Genomic DNA, 17,149 nt, shown 5'->3' on the forward strand with positions numbered 1-17,149 from the left:
GCCAGTTTCTGCATGCAGCTTTTTCGCAAACGGGCCTTGCGCGATCGCTTCATGTTGTCATAACGTCATCGTGATCGCTATGCTCAAGTGGAGGATGAGGGATGTCGTTTGCCTGGACGTCGAAACTGGCACTGGCCGCGGGTCTTGCCATCCTGCCCGCCAGCGGCTGGGCGCAATCGGTCAACATCTCCTACCTGACGCACTGGTCGCCCGAGACGGTGGCGCTGCTGGAAGCGGCGGCCAAGGATTACGCCAAGACCAATCCCGACATCAGCGTCACCGTGCGCGCCGTTCCTTTCGGCGATCTCCTGACCACGCTTCGCTCCCAAGGCGGCGGTGCGGACGGTCCGACAATCGGTGGCATCTACGATCTCTGGCTGCCGGAACTCGCCCGCGACAAGCTCGTCGCTCCTGCCCCCGATGCGGTGGCGAGCGAGGTCAAGGTCGCCTGGCCGGCGGGCGTCGTCAGCGCCGCTTCGGTCGGCGACAAGCTCTACGGCATACCTAACGAGATCGACGTCTACGCGCTCAACTACAACAAGGCGCTGTTCAAGCAGGCCGGCATCGCCGCTCCGCCAAAGACGTGGGACGAGTTCAAGGACGCGGCGCGGAAACTGACCAACAAGGACGCCGGCCAACAGGGTTTTGGCATGATCAATTCATGGGCCGCGGGCGTCGTCCATCCCTTCGCGTCACTGCTGGTTTCCAATGGCGGCGAGTTGGTTAGGGAGGGCAAGCCGGTGCTGGACAGCAAGCAGGCCGGCGAGACGTTCCAGCTTTATGAAGACCTCATCAAGTCCGGCGCCAGCGTGCCGGCCATGGCGACCGCCGACGCCAACACGACCGGCCCGTTCCTCGACAATTTCGTCTCCGGCAAGACCGGCATGATCATCATGGCCAACTGGTGGGAGAGTGCGCTGAAGACCGGCATGGGCGACAAGTTCACCGACATCGCCACGGCCCCCATCCCCGTCGGCCCGAGCGGCGACAAGCCGCATGCGATCTCCTATTCCTGGATGACCGTGGTCAACGCCAATGCGGGCCAGGCCGAGCAGAAGGCGGCATGGGATTTCCTGGCCTGGCTCAACAATCCGAAGTCCGGCAAGAACGGCGCGTCGGCCATGTCCGACATCCTGATGTCGATGGGCATCCTGCCGTCGCGCACCTCCGACATCGAGGCGCACAAGGACAAGCTCGGCTCGGAATTCCTGTCCGGCTATGTCAGCGTGCTCGCCGACGCAAAGCCCTTCCCGGTGGTGCCCGGCGGACAGGAATTCTCGGAATCCCTGCAGCAGACGATCGAGGCGTTGCAGTATGGCCAGGTCTCGGCCAAGGATGCGCAGGCGACAGCGCAGGCCGACGCCACCTCGATCCTGGAGCGCGCCGCCAAATAATGATCAGACCGTAATGATCCAGAGGTACCGTGCCTCGGCGGGCATCATGCTTATGCCCGCCGTGACGCTGATCGGCATCTTCATCCTGCTGCCGATGCTGCTCACCGTCTGGCTGTCCTTCCAGGACTGGTCGACGCAGACATCGTTTTCCAGCGCCAGCTTCATCGGCCTTGACAATTTCCGCGAGATCTTCGGGCCGACCTCGGTCGGGCGCGACTTCAAGGGCGCGCTGACCAACACCGCCATTTATACCGCACTGTCCGTCGTCCTGATCCTGCCGCTGTCGGTGGCTTTCGGCCTGATGGTTTACCAGCACGATGTCGCCGGCGGCACGGCGCTGAGGACGGTGCTGTTCTCCACCTATATGGTGCCGATGATCGCGGTGGCGCTGGTCTGGTCGAAACTCTATTCGCCGAGCGAGGGGCCGCTCAACCAGATGCTCGGCCTGATCGGCGTCGGACCGCAGCCCTTCTTGTCGTCGCCGCGCTCGGCGCTGATCTCGATCGTCTTCCTCAACGTCTGGCAGCAGGTCGGCTATTTCACCGTGCTGGCAATCGCAGGGCTAACGCAGATTCCGGGCAGCCTCTACGAGGCGGCGAAGCTCGACGGCGCCAACCGATTCGAGCAGTTCCGCTTCATCACCTTGCCGCTGATGCGGCGCACGCTTTTGTTCAGCGCCGTCATCGCCATCATCAACGCAGTGCAAGTGTTCGAGCCGGTGGCGCTGATCACACAGGGCGGGCCGGTTGGCTCGACCAATGTCTTGACCTATCACATCCGCCGTGTCGGCATCGAACGCGCGCAGGGCGGACTGGGCTCGGCCATGGCTGTCATGCTGATGCTGTCGCTGATCGTCGTTGTCTGTGCGCTCTTCGCACTCGCCAACCGGAAGAACCAGGAATGAGCGCGGGAACGTCGAGCTGGCTTCCGCGCGGACGCCCCTCCGGCCGCAAGGCGCTGCTGGCGACGCTGATGCTGCTGGCCGCCGTCGCATCCGCCTTCCCGCTGGTGTGGATGGTGCTGTCGAGCCTGAAAACGCCGGCCGAGAGCATGCAGGTGCCACCGGTCTGGATACCGCATGCGCCGAGCCTCGAGGCCTATGAAAAAGTTTCGGGTGTGGTCAATGTCGGCCGGTCGATGTGGAACTCGCTGGTGATCGCCTCAATCACCACGGGCGGCGTGCTGGTCACCAGCATGATGGCCGGCTACGCCTTCGCCAAATACCACTTCCCCGGCCGCTCGCTTTTGTTTTCGGTGCTGATCGCCACCATGTTCCTGCCGCCGATCGTGACGCTGATCCCGCTCTATCGTCTTGTCGGCTCGATCGGCCTCAATGCCAGCCTTGCCGGCATCATCGTGCCCAACCTCGCCAATGCCTTCGGCATTTTCCTGATGCGCCAGTTCATCGCCGGGGTGCCCGACGACCTGATCGACGCCGCGCGCATGGACGGTGCCTCGGAACTTTTGATCCTGTTCAAGATCGTGGCGCCGAGCGTGGCGCCCGCGATCGCCGCACTGGCGCTGTTCGCCTTCGTCTATCACTGGAACAGCTATCTGTGGCCGCTGACGGTGCTGCAGGGCAACGCCGACGCCTATCCGATCGTCATCAGCCTCAGCCGGCTGTTGAGCTACAACAGGGGCGCGGTCAACACCGGACTGGTGATGGCCGGCGCGACGCTGGCCGTGCTGCCGCCTCTCATCCTGTTCGTCTTCCTGCAGCGCTTCTTCGTCGATTCCATCGTCGGCTCGGCGATCAAGGGTTAGCCGTCCTCAGTAAGGAAGGCCGACGTAGTTCTCGGCAAGCGCGGTCGACGCTGCGCGCGAGTGCACGAGATAGTCGAGTTCGGCCTCCTGGATGCGCTGGCCGAAGTCGCCGGTATCGGGAAAGCGATGCAGCATCGTCGTCATCCACCAGGAAAAGCGCACCGCCTTCCACACCCGCGCCAATGCCTTTTGCGAATAGGCGTCGATGCCGGCCATGGATTTCTCGCGGTAGAAGTCGCGCAAACCGGCAAAGAGATAGCGCACGTCGCTGGCGGCGAGGTTGAGACCCTTGGCGCCGGTCGGCGGCACGATGTGGGCGGCATCGCCGACCAGGAACAGCCGTCCGAAGCGCATGGGTTCGGCGACGAAGGAGCGCAGCGGCGCGATCGACTTTTCGAAGGACGGTCCGGTGGTGACGCCTGCTGCCGTCCGCTCCGGCAAGCGGCGGCGCAGCTCGTCCCAGAAGCGGTCGTCGGACCATGCCTCGACCCGGTCGTCCTGAGGGCACTGCACGTAGTAGCGGCTGCGGTGCGTCGACCGCATCGAGCACAGCGCGAAGCCTCGCTCATGATTGGCATAGACCAGTTCATGATCGGCCGGCGGCACTTCCGCCAGCACGCCCAGCCAGCCGAACGGATATTGCCGCTCGAAGGTTTTCAGCGCCCGCGCTGGTGCCGATTTGCGGGAGACACCGTGATAGCCGTCACAGCCGGCGATAAAGTCGCAGTCGATGCGATGGCTGACGCCATCCCTCTCATAGGTGACGAAAGGCGCGGCACCGTCGAAATCGTGCAGCGCGACATCGGCTGCTTCATAGACGGTGACCAGTCCCGCCGCTTCGCGCTTGTCCATCAAATCATGTGTCACCTCGGTCTGGCCATAGACGGTGACATGCTTGCCACCGGTGAGTGCAGTGAGATCGATGCGGTGCAGCCGTCCGTCGAAAGCAAGCGAGATGCCGGAGTGCGGAAGGCCTTCGGCATGCAGCCTTTCAGCAGCACCAGCCTCCCTAAGCAGGTCGACCGTGCCCTGTTCGAGCACGCCGGCCCGCACGCGGCCAAGCACGTGCTCGCGGCTCGACCGCTCGAGGATGACGGTCTCGACGCCGATGGTGGCGAGCAACTGGCCGAGCAGCAGGCCGGACGGTCCCGAGCCGACGATGACGACCTGGGTGCGCATCAGTGGCCGAGGCTTTCGACCTGCGCGGCCAGTTCGGCGGCAAGGCGCAGGGATGCGGCCGTCGCGACGACCATCTGCGGCAGCAGCAGCCATTCCAGCGTCCAGGCGGAACCCGAACGCTCCTGCTCATGCACCAGCGCCTGATGCATGCCGGAAAGTTGCGTGGCGTTGAAACGGGCAAGCGTCACCAGCGCCTCGGCCTTCACCGGGTTCTGCTTGTGCGGCATCGCCGACGAGCCGCCACCGCCCGATAGCTCGATGTCGGTGCCGCCTTGCGCCAGCAGCGCGATGTCCTGGCCGAACTTGCCGAGACTTCCCGTTATCAGCGACATCAGGCCGGCAAGATCGGCGAGCGCGTCACGCTGGCTCTGCCATTGCGGCGCATCGCCGAGGCCGAGCCTGGCGGCAAGCGCGGCGCGCACCGCCGGCCCCTTGTCGCCAAGCTTTTCCAGCGTGCCGGCGGCGCCGCCGAACTGCAGGACGAGCAGGCGCCCCGACTGTTGCGACAGCCTATCCTGGTGCCGCTGCAGCGGCGCCCGCCACGCCGTCACGCGATCCGCCACGGTGATCGGGATCGCCGGCTGCATGCGGGTCACCCCGGTCAGCGCCCTTTCCCCGAAGCGCTCCTCCAGGGAGGCGAGCCGTATGATTGTCTCGGTCAGCAGCAGGCCGAGATGCTCGACGACGGATTTCAGCCGGAGCACAAGGCTGGTGTCGACGACGTCCTGGCTGGTCGCGCCGAAATGGACCGAACCGCCATGCGGTTCGCCGACGGCCAGTTTGATCTGGCGCACCAGCTCCGGCACCACGACGCCATCCTTGGTGACGCCGGCTCGCAACTTGCCGGTATCCGGCCGGAACGAGGCAAGCGCCTTGACGATCGCCGCCGCGGCCTCCCTGGGGATGATGCCGTAGTCGGCCTCGGCCTCGGCCAAGGCACGTTCGAAATCCAGCATCGCGGCAATGTCGGCTTCCACCGAAAAATGCCGCGCCGCCTCCTCGTCGCCGAGCAGGCCCGAAAGCAGCGGATGGTCGAAGGGCGATACGGTCATGTCCTGCTCGTTGCGTCCATCAACTGTCGAAGAAGACGGTTTCCTTCTCCCCCTGGAGATGGATATCGAAGATATAGGCGTCGCCCTGGCGCTCGGCGATCAGCGTCGGCACGCGAACGCGGTGCTCGATACGCGCCAGGATCGGATCCTCGCCATTGGCCTCTTCCTCGTCGGAAAAATAGAGCCGTGTATGCAGACCGAGGTTGATGCCGCGCGCGACGATCCAGAGCGTGATGTGCGGCGCCATCAGGCGAGCGTCGCGGAACGGCACGCGGCCTGGTTTGATCGTCTCGAACGCGCAGAGCCCGGTTTCCATGTCGGTCGGGCAACGGCCCCAGCCGAAGAAGTTCGGATCGGCGGCACCGCGCATCTCGGCCGGCGAATTGTAGAGCCCGTCGGCATCCGCCTGCCAGATCTCGATCAGCGCGTCCTTCAACGGCGTGCCGGTGCCGTCGAGCACGCGAATGCGCAGCTCGATGCGCTCGCCCTTGGTCCGCTCATTGACCATGGCCGAGCCAAGATCGTCCTCATAGACGCCGCCGATGCCGCAGAAATTCGGCGTCAGCCCGATATGGACATAGGGTCCGGCGGTCTGCGAAGGGCTCTCCTTCGGCCGGTCGAGCGGCTGCGCCATCAATTGCCCTCCGGTCTGTTTTCGAACAGCGTCGAGCGGCGCCCGCGCAGCACGATATCGAATTTGTAGGCAAGCGCGTCCATCGGGATTGTCGATTGCATGTCGAGCGCGGCAATCAGCGCTTCGACGGCCGCCTTGTCGCGAATGCCGCCGACGATCGGACAGCGCCAGATCAGCGGATCGCCCTCGAAATACATCTGCGTGATCAGCCGCTGCGCGAAGCCGTGGCCGAAAACCGAGAAATGGATGTGCGCCGGCCGCCAATCGTTCGGGCCGTTCGGCCAGGGATAAGGACCGGGCCGGACTGTGCGAAAGGCATAGGCGCCGTCCTCGCCGGTGAGGGTGCGGCCGCATCCGCCGAAATTCGGATCGAGCGGCGCCAGATAGCCGTCCTTCTTATGGCGATAGCGGCCGCCGGCATTGGCCTGCCAGAACTCAAGCAGTGCACCGGGGACGCCGACGCCGCGCTCGTCGAGCACCCGTCCATGGACGATGATGCGCTCGCCGATGGCGCTCTCGCCCGGCCTGGCGAAATTGTGGATCAGGTCGTTGTCGCGTTCACCGATCATGGCATGGCCAAACACCGGGCCGGTCAGTTCCGACAGCGTGTTGTCGAATGACAGCAATGCCTTCTGTGGAGAACGCAGCACAGAACTCTTGTAACTCGGCGTGAACGCCGGCGGGTGCCATTGGCGGTCGCGCTGGAAGAAGGCGCCGGTTTCCGGCGTCCGGTTGGAGCCGGGCTCAGCCATGGGCAGCCTTGTCTGCGTCCATTTCCGCAAACACCTCCTTGGCAATCCTGAAGGCGCGGTTGGCCGCCGGCACGCCGGCATAGATCGCGACATGCAGGAAGGCCTCGCAAATATCCTCGCGCGTCGCACCGGTGTTGGCGGTGGCGCGCACATGCAAGGCGACCTCTTCATCATGGCCGAGTGCGGCCAGCAGCGCCAGCGTGACGATCGAGCGTTCGCGCTTGCTGAAGCCTGGTCTGGCCCACACCGTTCCCCAGGCAGCCTCGGTGATCAGTTCCTGGAAAGGCTGGTCGAAATCGGTGGCAGCGACCTCGGCCCGGTCGACATGCGGATCGCCGAGCACGGCGCGCCGCACCGCAAGGCCGGTGCGATACCTGGCTGCGTTGCCGGGGACTTCATCCATGGGTTTGTACTCCAGGGGCAAGCGATGCGATGAAATCGCGGATCAGGGCGGTGAGCGCCTCGGGTTGTTCGACGCAGGGAATGTGCCCGGCGTCGCGGATGATCTCGAAACGCGCACCGGGGATCAGGGCGGCCAGCGAACGGACGAGATCGGGTGGTGTCGAGCCATCCTGGTCGCCGGCGATACAGAGCGTCGGCACCGCGATGCGGCGTGCGGCATCGGTGAAATCCGCGTCGCGAACCGCCGCGCAAGTCCCGATATAGCCGGCGGGCGATTGCCGGGTCATCATGTTCCAGTAGCCGTCAAGCTCGGCCACCCGCGCCGCGTGAAAGGCAGGGGTGAACCACACTTTGAGGACGCCATCGGCAACGGCCTGAATGCCCTTGCTTTCGACCGTCGCAATGCGTGTGTTCCAGCTGTCCGTCGTACCGATCTTGTGGGCCGTGTCGCACAGGATCATGGCCTCGACGATTTCGGGCCGCCTGGCATAGAGCCCTTGCGCGATCATGCCACCGACCGACAGGCCGCACAGCACGACCTTCTCCAACCCGAAATGATCGATGAGCGCCGAGAGATCGTCGACATGATCGTCGATCGACCTGATGTCACCGATGTCGGACAGTCCGTGGCCGCGCTTGTCGTAGACCAGCAAGGGCATTTCCCCCTCAAGCGCCGAGACAGTTTCGTCCCAGATGCGAAAGTCGGTGCCCAGCGAATTGATGAACACCACCGGTGGCGTCCTGCCGTTCGCCTCGACATATCGGTGATGCAGCGTGATGCCGCCAAGGGTGACGAATGGCACGATTTCAATCCTCCATCTCCACATTGCACAAGGCGTTTGGTTCGGTAAAATGATATTTTGCGCCGTTTCATTAACTCAGGGGTTATCAAATTCATGTCCGAGAGCCGCATCCGGTTCCGTCACCTGCAGGCATTCCTGGAAGTCGCGCGACAAGGCAGCGTGGCCCGCGCCGCCGATTTTCTGCATGTCAGCGCGCCGGCGGTGACCAAGACGCTGCGTGAACTGGAAGACGCGCTGGGTGTCGCCGTCGTCGAGCGTGACGGGCGCGGCATCCGCGTCACGAGGCTTGGCGAGATCTTCCTCGGCCATGCCGGTTCGGCGATTACGGCTCTCAAGCGCGGTGTCGATTCCGTCCGCCAGGACGGCGCCGTCAATCGCCATCCGATCCGCATCGGCGCGCTGCCGACCGTGTCGGCGAAGGTCATGCCGCGAGCCATGAGCCTGTTCCTGCGGGAAAATACCGGCGCCGCGCTCAAGATCGTCACAGGCGAAAACGCCGTTCTGCTCGAACAGTTGCGCACCGGCGCGCTCGACCTCGTCGTCGGACGGCTGGCGGCGCCCGAGAACATGACCGGCTTTTTCTTCGAACATCTCTACTCCGAACAAGTGCTGTTCGTGGTGCGGGCCGGACATCCGCTACTGGAGCCGGGGGCCGACATCTTCGCCAGCCTCGACGAATTTCCGGTGCTGATGCCGACCCGGGAATCCGTCATCCGGCCCTTTGTCGATCGCCTGTTCATAACCAACGGCATGACCGCGCCGGCCACCGAGATCGAGACGGTCTCGGATTCGTTCGGCCGCGCCTTCATGCGGCAGAGCAATGCGGTGTGGATCATTTCGGCCGGCGTGGTCGCCAACGAGATCGCCAACGGCGCCTTCGTCTCCCTGCCGGTCGACACCGACGAGACCAAGGGGCCGGTCGGCCTGACGATGCGCACCGACACCGCCCCCTCGCCGGCCTTCACCATTCTGCTGCAAACCATTCGCGAGGCGGCCAGATCGGGCAGCTAAGGCATCGACTGGTCAGACGGGCTCCGTCTTCCCTCAGGAATCCGCTAACCCCAGGGTTAATGAAACACCGCAAAATATCATTTTACCGAACCAAATCACTGGTGCACTGTACCGATGGAGGACCACAGAGGGAGGAATGCATGACCTACGCTAGCAGTAGCAGATCCAGTATTCGTGGCGTGTCGCGGCGCCAGTTTCTCGCCACCTCGATGGCTGGCGGCGCGGCACTCGCGCTTGGTGGCGGCAAGGCCTTCGCCCAGGCTGAGAACACGCTGAAGGTCGGCTTCGTCAGCCCGCGCACCGGACCGCTCGGTGGCTTCGGCGAGACCGACGGCTATGTGCTCGACCTAGCCCGCAAGGCGCTGGCCGGCGGCATCGAGCTCGGCGGCAAGAAATACAGCGTGGAAATCCTCGACCAGGACACGCAATCGGATCCCTCCCGCGCGGGCCAGCTCGCCAAGGACCTGATCAACAACCAGGCCATCGACCTGATGCTCGCGGTATCGACGCCCGAGGTGATCAACCCGGTGGCCGATGCCTGCGAAGCCGCCGGCGTGCCGTGCCTGTCGACGGTCATGCCGTGGGAAGCCTGGTATTTCGGCCGCGGCGCCAAGCCCGGCGCGCCCTCGCCGTTCAAATGGACCTATCATTTCGGCTTCGGGGTCGACGAATTCTTCAGGGCCTACGTCTCGCAGTGGAACCTGATCGAGACCAACAAGAAGGTCGGCGTCATGTATCCGAACGACGCCGACGGCAACGCCATCCGAGCTCATCTCGCGCCGTTGCTGGCCAAGCAGGGTTTCACCATCGTCGACCCGGGCGCCTATGAGACCGGCACCACCGATTATTCCTCGCAGATCGCGCTGTTCAAGCAGGAAGGCGTCGAGATCTTCAACTCGTTCCCGATCCCGCCTGACTTCGCCGCCTTCTGGCGTCAGGCGGCCCAGCAAGGCCTGATCAAGCAGATCAAGATCTGCCAGGTCGCCAAGACCGGGCTGTTTCCCTCCGACATCGAGGCGCTCGGCGACCTCGGCATGAAGATTTCGAGCGCCGCCTACTGGCATAAGGCCTTTCCATACAAGTCGCCGCTGACCGGCGTCTCGGGGACCGAGCTTGCCGACGGCTACGAGGCGGCGAGCGGCAAACAATGGACGCAGCAGCTCGGCGCCTCGATGTCGCTGCTCGACGCCGGCTTCGAGGCGCTGAAAGCGAGCTCCAATGCCAAGGACAAGGCGGCGGTCGCCAAGGCGCTGAGCACGCTCAAGACCGAAACCATGATCGGCAAGGTCGACTTCACCGGCGGCCCGGTGGCCAACGTGTCGCCCGGCCCGATCATCGGCACGCAATGGATTGCCGCCAAGGAAGGCAGCAAGTTCCCGCTCGACTACGTCGTGACCGAGAACGCCACCGATCCGAACGTTCCGGTCGAAGCCAAGCTTCTGCCTTACAACGGCTGATGGACCGCTGACGAGGACCACCTGGTGACCCATCCGCAACAACAGGCTGTTCTCGCCGCCGCCGGCATCCACAAGCGCTTCGGCGCGCTCGTGGTGCTGGAGGCCGTCGACTTCGCTATGGCCGCCGACGAGGCGGTCGGCATTGTCGGCCCGAACGGTGCCGGCAAGACCACGCTGCTCAGCGTGCTTTCAGGCGCCTTTCCTCCGAGCGCCGGCTCGGTCTCCTTCAAGGGCGGCGATGTAACAGCGCTGCCGGCCACGGCGCGCTGCCGGCTGGGCCTGGTGCGCACGCATCAGGTGCCGAAACCATTCAGCGGCATGACCACCTTCGAGAATGTTTTTGTTGCCGCGTCACATGGCGCGGGGCTCGGCCGCGACGAGGCCTATGAGGAGGCGCTCGGCTCGCTGAAGCTGTGCGGCATGCTTGGGGTCGCCAACCGGCGCGCCGAGACGCTCGGCCTGCTCGACCGGAAACGTCTGGAATTGGCACGCGCATTGGCGGCCCGGCCAACGCTGCTGCTGCTGGACGAGATCGGCGGCGGCCTGACCGATGGCGAAGCCGGCGAGCTTGTCGACACGATCAAGGAATTGCGCCGGCGCAAGATCGGCATCGTCTGGATCGAGCATATCGTGCACATCCTCTTGCAGGTGGCCGAACGGCTGATCTGCATGGACGCGGGAAGGATCATCGCCGATGGCGAGCCGCAAACGGTGATGGCCGACCCGGAGGTCGTGCGCGCCTATCTCGGCGGAGGCCCGAAATGAGCCTGCTGTCGGTCGAGAACCTGGTTGTCCGGCACGGCCTGCTGCAGGCGGTGCGCGGCGTCAGCTTCGGCGTCAAGCGCGGCGAAACGCTGGCGCTGGTCGGCGCCAATGGCGCCGGCAAGACGACGCTGCTCAGGGCCATCGCCGGCGCGCACCAGCCGGCGGCCGGCCGTGTGCTTCTGGATGGCGCCGATCTCACCAGCGTGCCGTCGCACAGACGCGTCGGCATGGGCATAGCGCTGGTGCCGGAAGGGCGAAAACTTTTCGTGCGGATGACGGTCGAGGAGAACCTGCTGCTGGGCAAGACCACTGGGCGGCCGGGCGACTGGAGCGTCGACAGAGTGCTGGACATGTTTCCCAATCTGAAGCCGCGCCGACACGCCAAGACCGGTCATCTCTCCGGCGGCGAGCAGCAGGCGACGGCGATCGGCCGGGCGCTGATGAGCAATCCCGACGTGCTGCTGCTCGACGAGGTTTCGCTTGGTCTTTCGCCGCTGATCGTCGACCGTGTCTATGCGGCACTTCAGGGGCTGATCGCTTCGGGCACGACAATCATCCTCGTCGAACAGGACCTCAATCGGGCGCTGTCGGTTTCGGACAAGGTCATCTGCATGCTGGAGGGGCGCATCGCGCTCGAAGGGCCGAGCAGGAGCGTTTCGCGCGACGCGGTGACGAAAGCCTATTTCGGCCTGCACCGGAAGGGCACCGGGAGCGTTCCCGCATGAGCAACCAGATCATCCAGGGCATCCTGCTCGGCGGCTATTACGCGCTGATCGCCTGCGGCCTGTCCTTCATGTTTTCGGTGATGCGCATCATCAACCTCGCCCATGGCAGCCTTGCCGTGTTCGCCGCCTATGCGCTGTGGTTTTTGGCCTCGCGGTTCCACATCCCGCCGTTTCTCGGCCTGCTCATCGTCTTGCCAGTGATGGCCGCGATCGGCTGGGCGCTGCAGCGCTTCCTGCTCGAGCGCAGCGCGCGCGGCGGCGCCCTGCTGCCGATCCTGACCACGTTCGGCCTCGCCATCGTCATCGACAACATGCTGTTCCAACAGTTCGGCGCCGACACCCGTTCGCTGGCGCCCTTCATCGGCAGCCTGTCCTATGATTCCTGGGAATGGCCGGGCAGCATCTATGTCGGCAAGCTCGCGGTGATCATGTTCACCACCGCCGTGGTCCTGCTTGGCGGGCTGCAGCTATTCCTGACCCGCACCCGGCTTGGCCGCTCGATCCGCGCCACCTCGGAAGACCCCGACACCGCCGGCCTGGTCGGCGTCGATGCACGGCGTGCCAACGCCGTTGCTGCCGCCATCGCCATGGTCACCGTCGGCCTTGCCGGCGCGTTCCTCGGCATGCGCGCGACCTTCGATCCCTATGCCGGCGCGCCGCAATTGCTGTTCGCCTTCGAGGCGGCGGTGATCGGCGGCGCCGGGTCGCTGTGGGGAACGCTGATGGGCGGCATCGCACTGGCGCTGGCCCAGACGCTCGGCGCGCAAGTGCATCCGCAGGGATTTCTGATCGGCGGCCATGCCGTGTTCCTTGTCGTGCTGTTCGTGCGGCTTTCGGCATCCGGCCTTGGCCTGCGCGGACTGTTGCACCTGCCTTCCCGGAGCGCACCATGAGCGTCGGTCCGACTTCGCCCATGATCGAGCGTGGTACCGCGACCTCGCGCATCGCGGCTATCGCCGTGGCCATCGTCATCGCGCTGCTCGCCATCGCGCCGCAATTCCTCTCGGCCGGCGCGGTCGACCGCATGACGGCGCTGTTCATCTATGTGATCCTGGCGGCGATGTGGAACGCGCTGGCCGGTTTCGGCGGGCTGGTCTCGGTCGGCCAGCAGGTGTTCTTCGGGCTTGGCGCATATTTCGCCATCCGTCTTGCCGATGCCGGTCTCAATCCTTTCCTGGCGCTCTTTGCATCGGGAATTATCGTCGGCGCGGTTTCCTGGCCGCTGTCGCTCTTCATGCTGCGGCTCAAGAACGGTGAGTTCGCCATCGGCATGTGGGTGATCGCGGCGCTCACCCATCTGCTGGTCAATCTCGACCGGCTGGTGCAGGGCGAAACCGGCACCTCGCTGATCTCGCTCAACGTCTACGATGCCTCGATAAGGCGGGTGACCATCTACTGGCTGGCGCTGGCCTCGATGACGGCCCTGCTCGCTGCCCTCTTCGGCCTGCTGCGCGGCAGCACGGGCGTCGCCATCCGCGCCATTCGCGACAATGAGGATGCGGCCGCTTCGGTCGGCGTGCGCGTCACCGGCACCAAGCGGCTGCTGTTCGTGCTTGCCGCCTTCGGCATCGGCATTGCCGGCGCATTGTGGCTGGCGACCTCCATCACCTTCCAGCCGAAAACCTACTTCAACGTGCAGTGGACAGCCTACATGATCTTCATGGTTCTGGTCGGTGGCATCGGCACGTTCGAGGGCGCCATTCTCGGCGCGCTGGTCTTCTTCCTCATCGAGACCTGGTTCGGCGGCGCCGGCGTCTGGTACCTGATCGGCCTCGGCGCCACCGCCGTGCTGTTTTCGCTTTTCCTGCCGCGCGGCCTGTGGGGAACGATCGAGGAGCGCTTTGGGCTGCGCCTGCTGCCGGTCGGCTACCGCGTCAAGCTGCCGGCGAACGTCGCCGACGGCGGCATGATCCCGTCGCAGCAAGCCACAACATATCAGGAGAAGGCATGAGCATGCTTTTCGGCAAGACCATCCTCATCACCGGGGCTGCCTCCGGCATCGGCGCACGCACGGCGGAGCTTGCCGGCCAGCTCGGCGCCGACGTGATCGGCGCCGATGTGCGCGAGCCGGCCGCAGCGGTTGGCAGTTTCGTCAAAGCCGACATCTCGTCGAAGGCGGGCGTCGATGAGCTCATCGCGCGCCTGCCGCAGCGCATCGATGCACTCTGCAACGTCGCCGGCCTCTCCGGCAACACCGGTGCGGCCTCGACGCTGGCCGTCAACTTCTTCGGTCTGCGTGCGCTCTCGGAAGGGCTTGCGCCCAGCCTTCGCGAAGGCGGCGCCATCGTCAACGTCGCCTCGATCGCCGGTTATGGCTGGCGCGCCAATCTCAACCGCGCCGTCTCGATGGTCGGCATCGAAGGTTTCCCCGATGTCGCCAAAGTGGTCGCCGACCACGCGATGAAGAACGAGGAAGGCTACCCCGTGTCCAAGGAACTGCTGCTCCTGTGGACGATGCGCGCGGCACATCAGGAGCTGTTCAGGAACCGTGGCATCCGCGTCAATGCGGTGAGCCCTGGCCCGGTCGAAACACCGATCCTGAAACAGTTCCGCAGCGTGCTTGGCGATGCCCGCGTCGACAGCGATATCGCCCGGGTCGGACGTACCGGCACTTCGGGTGACATCGCGCCTGTCGTGCTGTTCCTGTGCTCGGACGGCGCGCGCTGGGTCAATGGCGCCAATGTGCCGGTTGACGGTGGCCTCGAAGCATCGATCAATGCCGAAGTGCTCGGCTTCTAATCTGTGAAGCTCCATCGAGAGCGAGGGAAAGAACAATGGATATCGGACTTCTGATCGACGGCGACGAAAAGGCGGCAACAGGGAAGGCTTCCTACGAGCGCATGGACCCGTTCACCGGCAAATTGGCGACGCGCGCGGCGGCGGCAAGCGTGGCCGATGCCAACGCCGCCGTCGAAGCAGCCGCCGCTGCCTTTTCCGCCTGGTCGAAGACCGGGCCCGGCGAGCGCCGGGCACTGCTCTCCAGAGCGGCCGATGTGATGGCCACCAAGGTCGGTGAATTCACCAGGCTGATGATGGAAGAGACCGGCGCCACCGGCCCCTGGGCCGGCTTCAACGTCATGCTGGCAGCCAACATGCTGCGCGAGGCTGCGGCCATGACGACGCAGATTTCGGGTGAGATCATTCCGTCCGACAAACCGGGCACGCTCGCCATGGCGATCCGCCAGCCGGCCGGTGTATGCCTCGGCATCGCACCCTGGAATGCGCCGGTCATTCTCGGGACACGCGCCGTGGCCATGCCGATCGCCTGCGGCAACACCGTGGTGCTGAAAGCCTCCGAAATGTGCCCGGGCACGCATCGGCTGATCGGCCAGGTGCTGGTCGAGGCAGGGCTGCCCAAGGGCGTCATTAACGTCGTCACCAACGATCCTAAAGACGCTGCCGGTATCGTTGAAGCGCTGGTCGCGCATCCCGCGGTGAAACGCGTCAACTTTACCGGCTCGACCAAGGTCGGCCGGATCATCGCCGAGCTCGCCGGCCGGCACCTGAAGCCCGCGCTTCTCGAACTCGGCGGCAAGGCGCCGCTGGTTGTGCTGGACGATGCCGACATCGACGCGGCGGTCAATGCCGCGACCTTCGGCGCCTTCATGCATCAGGGCCAGATCTGCATGTCGACCGAGCGGCTGATCGTCGACGAAACGATCGCCGACGAGTTCGTCGCCAAGCTCGCCGCCCGCGCCTCGAAGCTGCCGGCGGGCGATCCGCGCGGCCATGTCGTGCTGGGCTCGCTGATCAGCAGCCAGGCGGCCGACAAGATGGAAGAACTTGTCGCCGATGCCGTGGCCAAGGGCGCCAAGCTTGTCGCCGGTGGCAAGCGCAGCGGTACCGTGGTCGAGGCAACGCTGCTCGATCACGTGACGCCGACGATGCGCGTCTATTCGGAAGAATCCTTCGGACCGGTCAAGCCGGTGATCCGCGTCAAGGGCGAGGACGAGGCCGTGCGGGTCGCCAACGACACCGAATATGGCCTGTCGTCAGCCGTCTTCAGCCGCGACATCAAACGTGCGTTTGCCGTCGCCGCCCGCATCGAAGCTGGCATCTGCCATATCAACGGACCGACGGTCGGCGATGAGGCGCAGATGCCGTTCGGCGGCGTCAAGGGCTCCGGCTATGGCCGTTTCGGCGGCAAGGCCTCGATCGCCGAATTCACCGATTTGCGCTGGGTGACGATCGAGGACCCTGGCCAGCATTATCCGTTCTGACCGGACTGCTTTGGACGGCTGACCGTCAAACAGCCAGCGACGGTGTGAAGCGAATACTGGCGGATTGCTTCTGGCCAGGCGCCAGTACGATGCAGCCGGTATGGATCTTCTCGTCATCCATCCGGTTGAAAGCGTCGGTGATGTTGCTGACCGGCTCGGCGCAAAAGAACGGTTCGCCCGGCGGCGTGTAGAGGACGAGGAAATCGAGCGGCGCCTCCGCCTCGATGTCCAGCTGCCGTTCGTGTTCGGGCCAGGAGATTCGGGCGCGGCGCGTCCATCCCGTGAAGACCGTGTCGAAGTCGACCTCCGATACGTCAAAGCCGATGGATGGATCGGCCCCAGCAGGCGGCGGGACATGCCGGATGGGCAGGACCTCCGCATCGGTTTCCCACATGCCTGATACCCGGGCCTGGACATGCGTCCACGGTGTCGACGGGAAATACGGATGGAGGCCGAAGCCCACCGGCATCGGCGCGTCCGACAGGTTGCGCACCGCAATGGTCATGCAAAGCCTGCCGTCGGCCAGCGAGATCGCTTGCTCGGCTTCATAGCTCCATGGCCAGGTATCGGCGGTGTGCCGACAGCGCAGGACGATCATGCTGGCTTGGTGACTGACGACCGTCCATGGGCGACGCCAGCCATGGCCATGCTCGTAGTGCGGATCGTCAGGCTGGCTGGGCAATTGGATCGAACGCCCCGCGAATTCGAAGCGGCCACCCCTGATACGGTTGGAGTAGGGAACGAGCGGAAAGCAAGCCATGGCGCCAGCATCGCGACGGCTGATCGCCACTGGATCGGCCGGGCGCAGCCAATCCACGGCTGAACCATCCTGCCACCACCGATACGACGCCAGCGCTCCGCCGGCTGCCGGAGCAATCTCGACCGTCGCGATGCCGTCACTGATCGAGACCAGCTCCGTGCGCTGCGCGACGGCCACAGCGGAATTCTTTGTCATTGGCACTCCCCAATCCCTTGACTCCAATCGCCATGG

The 17,149-nt window shown here is 64.9% G+C and carries 18 protein-coding genes; 11 read left to right on the top strand and 7 right to left on the bottom strand.

All coding sequences use genetic code 11. The features are described 5' to 3' along the window. Positions 1 to 101 precede the first annotated feature (101 nt). The 3 genes from EN845_RS13675 to EN845_RS13685 are packed head-to-tail and all read left to right on the top strand — an operon-like array spanning position 102 to position 3,158. Positions 102 to 1,394, top strand: coding sequence for an extracellular solute-binding protein (locus EN845_RS13675; RefSeq protein ID WP_127870573.1), 1,293 nt, complete (start codon positions 102 to 104; stop codon positions 1,392 to 1,394). 13 nt (positions 1,395 to 1,407) lie between these two features. Beyond that, positions 1,408 to 2,298, top strand: coding sequence for a sugar ABC transporter permease (locus EN845_RS13680; RefSeq protein WP_127870572.1), 891 nt, complete (start codon positions 1,408 to 1,410; stop codon positions 2,296 to 2,298). Further along, complete coding sequence (locus tag EN845_RS13685) at positions 2,295 to 3,158, top strand: carbohydrate ABC transporter permease (protein WP_127870571.1); 864 nt, start codon at positions 2,295 to 2,297, stop codon at positions 3,156 to 3,158. The genes EN845_RS13680 and EN845_RS13685 overlap by 4 nt, the downstream gene beginning before the upstream one ends. Positions 3,159 to 3,164: 6 nt before the next feature. On the opposite strand, the gene pobA is transcribed toward EN845_RS13685, so the two are convergent. Genes pobA through pcaD form a run of 6 tightly spaced genes read right to left on the bottom strand, consistent with a single transcriptional unit; the run spans position 3,165 to position 7,980 of the window. Then, positions 3,165 to 4,337: a 4-hydroxybenzoate 3-monooxygenase gene (gene pobA, locus EN845_RS13690; RefSeq protein ID WP_127870570.1), complete on the bottom strand. Its 1,173-nt coding sequence runs from the start codon at positions 4,335 to 4,337 to the stop codon at positions 3,165 to 3,167. After that, positions 4,337 to 5,389 carry a 3-carboxy-cis,cis-muconate cycloisomerase gene (locus EN845_RS13695; RefSeq protein WP_127870569.1) on the bottom strand — a complete coding sequence of 351 codons (1,053 nt, stop codon included), beginning with the start codon at positions 5,387 to 5,389 and terminating at the stop codon, positions 4,337 to 4,339. Before EN845_RS13695 ends, pobA begins: the two co-directional genes overlap by 1 nt. A 19-nt stretch (positions 5,390 to 5,408) precedes the next feature. Beyond that, on the bottom strand, positions 5,409 to 6,023 hold the full coding sequence (gene pcaG, locus EN845_RS13700) for a protocatechuate 3,4-dioxygenase subunit alpha (protein WP_127870568.1): 615 nt from the start codon (positions 6,021 to 6,023) through the stop codon (positions 5,409 to 5,411). Then, on the bottom strand, positions 6,023 to 6,775 hold the full coding sequence (gene pcaH / locus EN845_RS13705) for a protocatechuate 3,4-dioxygenase subunit beta (protein WP_127870567.1): 753 nt from the start codon (positions 6,773 to 6,775) through the stop codon (positions 6,023 to 6,025). Before pcaH ends, pcaG begins: the two co-directional genes overlap by 1 nt. Continuing rightward, a complete protein-coding gene (pcaC, locus tag EN845_RS13710) occupies positions 6,768 to 7,178 on the bottom strand; it encodes a 4-carboxymuconolactone decarboxylase (RefSeq protein WP_127870566.1) in 411 nt (136 codons plus the stop codon). The genes pcaH and pcaC overlap by 8 nt, the downstream gene beginning before the upstream one ends. Beyond that, on the bottom strand, positions 7,171 to 7,980 hold the full coding sequence (gene pcaD, locus EN845_RS13715; protein WP_127870565.1) for a 3-oxoadipate enol-lactonase: 810 nt from the start codon (positions 7,978 to 7,980) through the stop codon (positions 7,171 to 7,173). The genes pcaC and pcaD overlap by 8 nt, the downstream gene beginning before the upstream one ends. A gap of 93 nt (positions 7,981 to 8,073) precedes the next feature. Between pcaD and pcaQ the strand changes: the two genes are divergently transcribed. The 8 genes from pcaQ (at position 8,074) to EN845_RS13755 (ending at position 16,158) form a co-directional block, all read left to right on the top strand. Next, the gene (pcaQ, locus tag EN845_RS13720) at positions 8,074 to 8,991 is read left to right on the top strand and encodes a pca operon transcription factor PcaQ (protein ID WP_127277753.1); all 918 of its coding nucleotides are present in this window, start codon (positions 8,074 to 8,076) and stop codon (positions 8,989 to 8,991) included. Positions 8,992 to 9,131: 140 nt separating this feature from the next. Beyond that, on the top strand, positions 9,132 to 10,448 hold the full coding sequence (locus tag EN845_RS13725) for an ABC transporter substrate-binding protein (RefSeq protein WP_127870564.1): 1,317 nt from the start codon (positions 9,132 to 9,134) through the stop codon (positions 10,446 to 10,448). A gap of 21 nt (positions 10,449 to 10,469) precedes the next feature. Then, the gene (locus tag EN845_RS13730; protein WP_127870563.1) at positions 10,470 to 11,213 is read left to right on the top strand and encodes an ABC transporter ATP-binding protein; all 744 of its coding nucleotides are present in this window, start codon (positions 10,470 to 10,472) and stop codon (positions 11,211 to 11,213) included. Next, positions 11,210 to 11,938, top strand: a complete 729-nt coding sequence (locus tag EN845_RS13735) for an ABC transporter ATP-binding protein (protein ID WP_127870562.1) — start codon at positions 11,210 to 11,212, stop codon at positions 11,936 to 11,938. Before EN845_RS13730 ends, EN845_RS13735 begins: the two co-directional genes overlap by 4 nt. Then, positions 11,935 to 12,831: a branched-chain amino acid ABC transporter permease gene (locus tag EN845_RS13740; protein WP_127870561.1), complete on the top strand. Its 897-nt coding sequence runs from the start codon at positions 11,935 to 11,937 to the stop codon at positions 12,829 to 12,831. Before EN845_RS13735 ends, EN845_RS13740 begins: the two co-directional genes overlap by 4 nt. After that, on the top strand, positions 12,828 to 13,889 hold the full coding sequence (locus tag EN845_RS13745; protein WP_127870560.1) for a branched-chain amino acid ABC transporter permease: 1,062 nt from the start codon (positions 12,828 to 12,830) through the stop codon (positions 13,887 to 13,889). The genes EN845_RS13740 and EN845_RS13745 overlap by 4 nt, the downstream gene beginning before the upstream one ends. 2 nt (positions 13,890 to 13,891) lie before the next feature. Continuing rightward, complete coding sequence (locus EN845_RS13750) at positions 13,892 to 14,677, top strand: coniferyl-alcohol dehydrogenase (RefSeq protein ID WP_127870667.1); 786 nt, start codon at positions 13,892 to 13,894, stop codon at positions 14,675 to 14,677. 35 nt (positions 14,678 to 14,712) lie between these two features. Beyond that, positions 14,713 to 16,158, top strand: a complete 1,446-nt coding sequence (locus EN845_RS13755; protein WP_127870559.1) for an aldehyde dehydrogenase — start codon at positions 14,713 to 14,715, stop codon at positions 16,156 to 16,158. Positions 16,159 to 16,183: 25 nt separating this feature from the next. On the opposite strand, the gene EN845_RS13760 is transcribed toward EN845_RS13755, so the two are convergent. Beyond that, a complete protein-coding gene (locus EN845_RS13760; RefSeq protein WP_127870558.1) occupies positions 16,184 to 17,113 on the bottom strand; it encodes an aldose 1-epimerase in 930 nt (309 codons plus the stop codon). Between the last annotated feature and the right edge of the window lie 36 nt (positions 17,114 to 17,149).

The organism is Mesorhizobium sp. M8A.F.Ca.ET.202.01.1.1 (assembly GCF_004791595.1).
Classification (GTDB): Bacteria; Pseudomonadota; Alphaproteobacteria; order Rhizobiales; family Rhizobiaceae; genus Mesorhizobium.